This window comes from Bradyrhizobium sp. (assembly GCF_036009065.1).
Lineage (GTDB): Bacteria > Pseudomonadota > Alphaproteobacteria > Rhizobiales > Xanthobacteraceae > Bradyrhizobium.
On the sequence record NZ_DASYMN010000032.1, the window covers coordinates 1 to 5473 of the forward strand.

Annotated in this window: 6 protein-coding genes; 1 reads left to right on the plus strand and 5 read right to left on the minus strand. The window is 63.2% G+C overall.

Annotated elements, in window-relative coordinates; translation table 11 throughout:
- Nucleotides 1–60: 60 nt before the first annotated feature.
- Nucleotides 61–939 carry a DMT family transporter gene (locus VGP39_RS02365; RefSeq protein WP_327566504.1) on the minus strand — a complete coding sequence of 293 codons (879 nt, stop codon included), beginning with the start codon at nt 937–939 and terminating at the stop codon, nt 61–63.
- Between the two features lie 552 nt (nt 940–1491).
- On the opposite strand from VGP39_RS02365, the gene VGP39_RS02370 reads away from it, so the two are divergent.
- Nucleotides 1492–1926 carry a hypothetical protein gene (locus tag VGP39_RS02370; RefSeq protein ID WP_327566505.1) on the plus strand — a complete coding sequence of 145 codons (435 nt, stop codon included), beginning with the start codon at nt 1492–1494 and terminating at the stop codon, nt 1924–1926.
- 10 nt (nt 1927–1936) lie between these two features.
- On the opposite strand, the gene VGP39_RS02375 is transcribed toward VGP39_RS02370, so the two are convergent.
- The 4 genes from VGP39_RS02375 to VGP39_RS02390 all read right to left on the minus strand — a co-directional run.
- The gene (locus tag VGP39_RS02375; RefSeq protein ID WP_414644543.1) at nt 1937–3028 is read right to left on the minus strand and encodes an alpha-hydroxy acid oxidase; all 1092 of its coding nucleotides are present in this window, start codon (nt 3026–3028) and stop codon (nt 1937–1939) included.
- 66 nt (nt 3029–3094) lie between these two features.
- The gene (locus VGP39_RS02380) at nt 3095–4162 is read right to left on the minus strand and encodes an extracellular solute-binding protein (RefSeq protein WP_327566507.1); all 1068 of its coding nucleotides are present in this window, start codon (nt 4160–4162) and stop codon (nt 3095–3097) included.
- A gap of 87 nt (nt 4163–4249) precedes the next feature.
- Nucleotides 4250–4717, minus strand: coding sequence for a hypothetical protein (locus VGP39_RS02385; protein ID WP_327566508.1), 468 nt, complete (start codon nt 4715–4717; stop codon nt 4250–4252).
- A gap of 497 nt (nt 4718–5214) precedes the next feature.
- Nucleotides 5215–5473: hypothetical protein (locus VGP39_RS02390; RefSeq protein WP_327566509.1), on the minus strand; the 259-nt coding region annotated here is incomplete at its 5' end.

Sequence of the window (5473 nt, forward strand, 5' to 3'; positions counted from 1 at the left end):
TGGTGGAAGCAATCTTCGAAGTTGCCTTACAAAAGGATGGCCTACGAAATTCTCACTCATCTAAGTCCTCCGGCCCTCCGTCGTCGCAACCCATATCCCGGCAAACACCGCGACCAGTCCCAGGACCAGATTCGCCGTGATCGGCTCGCCGACCAGTTGGGTTGCGAGCAGTCCGGCCGTGATCGGGTTGACGGTCATGGTGTTGGCGACGCGGGTTGGCGTCGCGCGCTCCAGCGCCAGCACCCACAGGATGAAGGCGAGCGCGCCGCCGCCGACGCCGAGATAGATGCCGGCGATCCATTGCGGGGCGCCGAAGCTACTCAGGACTTCGACGCGGCCGGTCAGCACGCCGACCAGGATGAGTGCGGCGGCGCCGGCGCCCATGCCGACGGTGAGGAAGCCGAGCGCGCTGGAGCGCTGAATGAAAGGACGGGACCAGACGTTGTAGAACGACATGCACAGTACGGCAGCGACCATGATCAACTCGCCGCGCCAAGCTCCTGATGGAGCGGCCGACAGGCCGGACACCAGCGCGGCAGCGACGCCGAGCACCGCGATGCCGACGCCTACCGTCTTGCGCTTCGTCAGCGGCTCGATGCCGAGCAGGGCGCCGACCACCATGGTCTGCAACGGCAGCGTCGACAGCGCGAGGCTGGCGCGGGCTGCTGTCGTGAAACTCACCGCGATGTTGTAGAGCACGAAAAACAATCCGAAGAAACACACCCCAAGCGCGGCCACGGCAAGCCAGTCGCTGCGCGGCGGCCATCGCACCCGCAGCAGCAGGGCTACCGGCAGCAGGCAGAGAAAACCAATTCCCCAGCGCAGGATGGCAAGCGTGATCGGGTCGGCATTGCCGACCAGATAACGGGTAACCGCCGCCGCGGTCCCGCCGAGGCAGCTTGAGACGAGTGCGAGCAGTACCCCGAGCCATTCGGTCAACCGGTTCTCCTGTGTCGCGGCACGCCCGGCATGTGCCATCTTGCCGAACGATCCGTGCCGACCACACCGCCGCCGTCATCCTGAGGTGCTCGCCCTCTTGGGCGAGCCTCGAAGGATGGGCCACAGGCGTCTGCGTCCATCCTTCGAGACGCCGCGCAAGAGCGCGGCTCCTCAGGATGAGGGCGTTCTTGTTGTCATTGCGATGAGGGAGGCGACAAAGCAATCCAGTCCTTGTGGCCCTCTTGATTGCTTCGCGGAGCCTGTCATCGGGCCGGCGAAGCCGGACCCGTTGGCTCGCAATGACGTAAACATTCACATCTCTCAGGATGATGGCGTGTCGGCGTTAGGTTTAGCAGTCCTGTACTCATATCGAGGCAGCGAAGCTTTGCAATCGTTCCGCTGCTGACAACTTGCTCACTAAATCTAAATTTAAGCAAACGGTCGCGGAGAGTTGAGCGACGAATTCGTCAAGCCCGCTAGCGATCATCAAGAACCATTTCTACCTGCAAAAAGTAGCGAGCTGGGAGCGCTCTCTGACGAAGGAAAATAGTTATGTTGCGCAAGACGATGATCGCGTTACTGGCAGCCGCATCGGTTGGCCTGGTTGCGCCGACGATGGCGTTCGCTCGTGGCGGCGGCGGAGGCGGTGGCCACGGTGGCGGCGGGTTTGGCGGTGGCGGATTTCATGGTGGCGGCTTTGGCGGCGGCGGGTTCCATGGTGGTGGTCTCGCCGGTGGATTCCATGGCGGTGGTTTTCACGGCGGTGGCTTTCATGGCCGCGGCTTCGGGCGTGGATTGGCATTCGGTGGGCTTGGATTGGGCTACGGCCTTTACGGGTACGATGATGGCTACTACGGCTATCCCTACGGCTACGATCCCTACGCCACCAGCGACTCCTACTATGACAACGGCGATTGCTATGTGGTTCAGCGGCGCGTGCACACCACGCATGGTTGGCGCAGGCAGCCCGTTCAGGTGTGCGGCTGACTAGGCCCGCTCAATACCGATACGGCTCGATCTGCAGCAGCGGGAATGCGCTGAAAACGTCGGGCGCATTCGTCGGCATCGCCGCGTGCAAATAGCTTCTGTCGAGTTCGGCGAAGGTGTTGACGCCGAGCAGCCCCATGCAACGCTGCACCTCGTCCTCGAGCAGCTCCAGCATCCGCACGATGCCGGCTTCGCCGCCTGCCGCGAGCGCCCAGCATTGCAGGCGGCCGAGGCCGACCAGATCGGCGCCTGCGGCGATCGCCTTGACGATGTCGGTGCCGCGGCAGAACGAGCCGTCGACCATGATCTTCGCGCGGCCGGCGACGGTGGCGGCGATCTCGGGCAGCACATGCATCGCGCCGCGGCCGTGGTCGAGCTGGCGTCCGCCATGATTGGACACGTAGATCCACTCGACCCCGTGATCGACGGCGATACCAGCGTCTTCCGCGGTGGCGATGCCCTTGATCGCCAGCGGGATCTTGTACTTGTCCTTGATGCGTTTGACGGTGCGCCAGTCCAGCGCCATCTGGAATTCCCGGCCGCTGACGTCGCGGCGGTTGGCGCGGACGTAACGCTTGGCGAGATCGCGCTCGCGCCGGCTGTAATGCGCGGTATCCACCGTAAGGCAGAAGGCGGCATAGCCGTTGCCGATGGCGCGCTCGATGCGATCCTCGACGAAGGCATCGTCGCCGCGGACATAGAGTTGATAGATGCGCAACGCGTCCGGCGCCGCCTCGGCGACCTTCTCCAGCCCGGGCTCGGACACCGAACTCAGCATGTGGGCTGCGCCGAAGCTACCTGCTCCGCGCACGACGGCGCCGCCGGCCCCGGGATCGAATGACTCGAGCGCACCGACCGGCGCCAGCATCACCGGCAGGCGCAGTTTGTGGCCCATCACCTCGACGGATGCGTCGACTTTGCTGACATCGCGCAGCACCCGCGGCCGGAAGGCGATCTCGTCGAGCGCCATGCGGTTGCGCCGCAAGGTGGTTTCGGTCTCGGTGCCGCCGACGATGTAGTCCCAGGCATTCTGGTTGAGGTTGGCGCGGGCTTTGGCGACCAGTTCGTGCAGGTTGTGGAAATCGCTGGCGGCGGTGCCCATCTCGATAGCTTTCGGCGGCGGATTGTTGATCCCGTCGTTCATTTTCTTCTTCCCATTTTTAATCGATCACACCCCGAAAAGCTTGGTGTAGCGCGCCTTGATCGCTTCGCTCTGCGCCAGCACCTCTGCGGGGTCGGCCTTGAGCAACTTGATTTCCGATAGCGGCACGTGGCCCGCCTTCTCCTTGACCAGGGCATGGAATGAGCGATGGGCAAAAGTGTCGACCAGCAATTGCTGCGTCTCGGCGCTGAAAAAGAAATTCTGGAACAGCCGCGCGGCGTTGGGATTGGGCGCGTTGCGGAACACGCCCGAGGGAACGATGATCAGCGGCGAGCCTTCGGTGGCGTACACCGCCTGCACCGGCTTGCCGTCGTCCTTGAGCAGCACCAGGTTGTAGTCGTTGCCGTCGGCCATGATAGCGCGCTCGCCGAGCAGGATCTTTTTCGGCGGGTCGGCCGCTGATTGCACCTGCAGCACCTTTTGCTGCGCGAGTTTTTCCAGATAGGACCAGCCGAGATCGCGCGTCAGCACGAAGGTCGCGGTCAGGATCGCGCCGCTGTAGCCGGGATGGCCCTTGACGATCTTGCCCAGCCATTTCGGATCGAGCAGATCGGCGTAGCTCTTCGGCGCGTCTTCGCGCTTTACGAGGTTGGTGTTGTAACCGATCGCCTCCAGCCAGGCGCACGAAGTCGCATACATGCCGTCGGCGTCGACCTGGTCCGCCGGGAAGTGCCTCGCGACGTCCTCGGGCAGATAGGGCGCCAGCCAGCCTTTCTGTTTCCAGTCGAGATAATGCGCTGGATCCGTCGAGTTGGCGACATCGACCGCGTTGATGTTGCTCGCCTGCTCCTGCGCGATGCGCTGAAAGATCCGTTCCGCGCCGGAGCGTTCGACGCGCACCGCAATGCCCGGATATTTCGCCTCAAACGTCTTGCCGAGCCGCTCCGCGACGTTGAGTTCCAGCGCCGAGTAGAACGAAACCTTGCCTTCCTTGCGCGCGGCTTCGATCAGGGCCGGCGTGACCGCGGTCGGCGGGGGAGGGGCGGCCTTGAGCGGCTCGGCGAACAGCGCGCCCGCGGCCAGTGCTGTCGACGCCTTGAGCACGTCGCGCCGCGACCATTTTCGCCTCCGCATGGCATCCTCCCTATGGCTGCGGCGGTTGGCCGGCCGCAGTGATGAATTTTGTTGGAAAGAGTATAGCTGATCTGGGCGGCGTTCGGACTACCGGCGCTTCGCCTTCCTGCCGGTCTTTTTGACGGCCTTCTTGTTCTTCCCGGCGCTTTTCTTGCCGGCGGATGACGCCGATTTCCTGGGCGAGCGCTTGGCCGTTTCCCCTGCGGCCTTGTTGGCGGCTTTTCCGGCGATCGCTTTTCCGGCCTTTGCCGCGGCCGCCTTTTTCGGCGCCGGCTTTTTCTCCAGCACGCGAACCGCCGCAATCAGCGGCATCGGCATCGCCGCCGCGTCGCTGCCCTGCGGGATGTAATGCTGCTCGTTCGCCGGCCCCGCAACCTGCTCGGGATCGGCCCTGGCAGGCGGTATCCTGGCTAACTTTTCCGCGTTGGACTCCATGGCATGCTGGGCGGCGTCCGATGCCGAATCGACGACATGGCTTACGGCGTTCTTTACCGAGCTGGCGGCCTTGCCGATGGCCTCGGTCAGTCGCTCCGCGATTGATTTCTCATCGTTCATGGCCGCCTCCCGATGTGATCGAATACGCTAATCCGATTCCGCGGCCTGGCAACATGCAAAAAGGTCCCAGGGGTCGGGCAAGCGTCATCGCCGCCCGCAAATCCCTTCGCGTGAATGGTGGGTTCAGTGAACCTCCCCCGAAGAGAATAGAGGGAGGCGGAACGCCGAAAGGCGCACCTTGGTAACAGCCGCGGCTTGATTGCCGGATCGCCGACAATCAGAGGCACACGGCAACGCCTCTCGACGTTCCGTCGCGGCGTAGTAGCCCTGGTCCGCGCTTCCGGGGACTTGGCGCACGGCGATTTCGCGCCGCTGCCTGTCCCCGTCCAGCCAGCTTCGGTGGCAGACCCCGAGTATGGGGCCGGACGGATACCCAAGTACTCCCGCGAACGTGAGCCACGTTAGCCCCCGCCCTCAGGCGCCGCTCCCACCCCCACGTTCCAAAGCGTCCCAGGTAACGCTCCCTCAAGCTAGGATGAGATGACTAGGAATGTAGCTTAAAAGGAATATATGTCAAGCAACCAAAACATTAAATTTTTGCCCGGGACAGCTATCCGCAAAAAATATTGATGGAGCCCGTTCCGCCTTCGGAACAGGAACCTCACATCCGTTTGAAGCGGAACAGGATGAAACCTGGAAACGTCTTCCCTCGTCAGCCGTTGGCCTGGCGTCACTACGATGGAGAAATGAATGAACTTGAAACTCTTGACCGCCGCCGCCGTCCTGTCCACCGCGATTGCAGCCCCCGCATTCGCG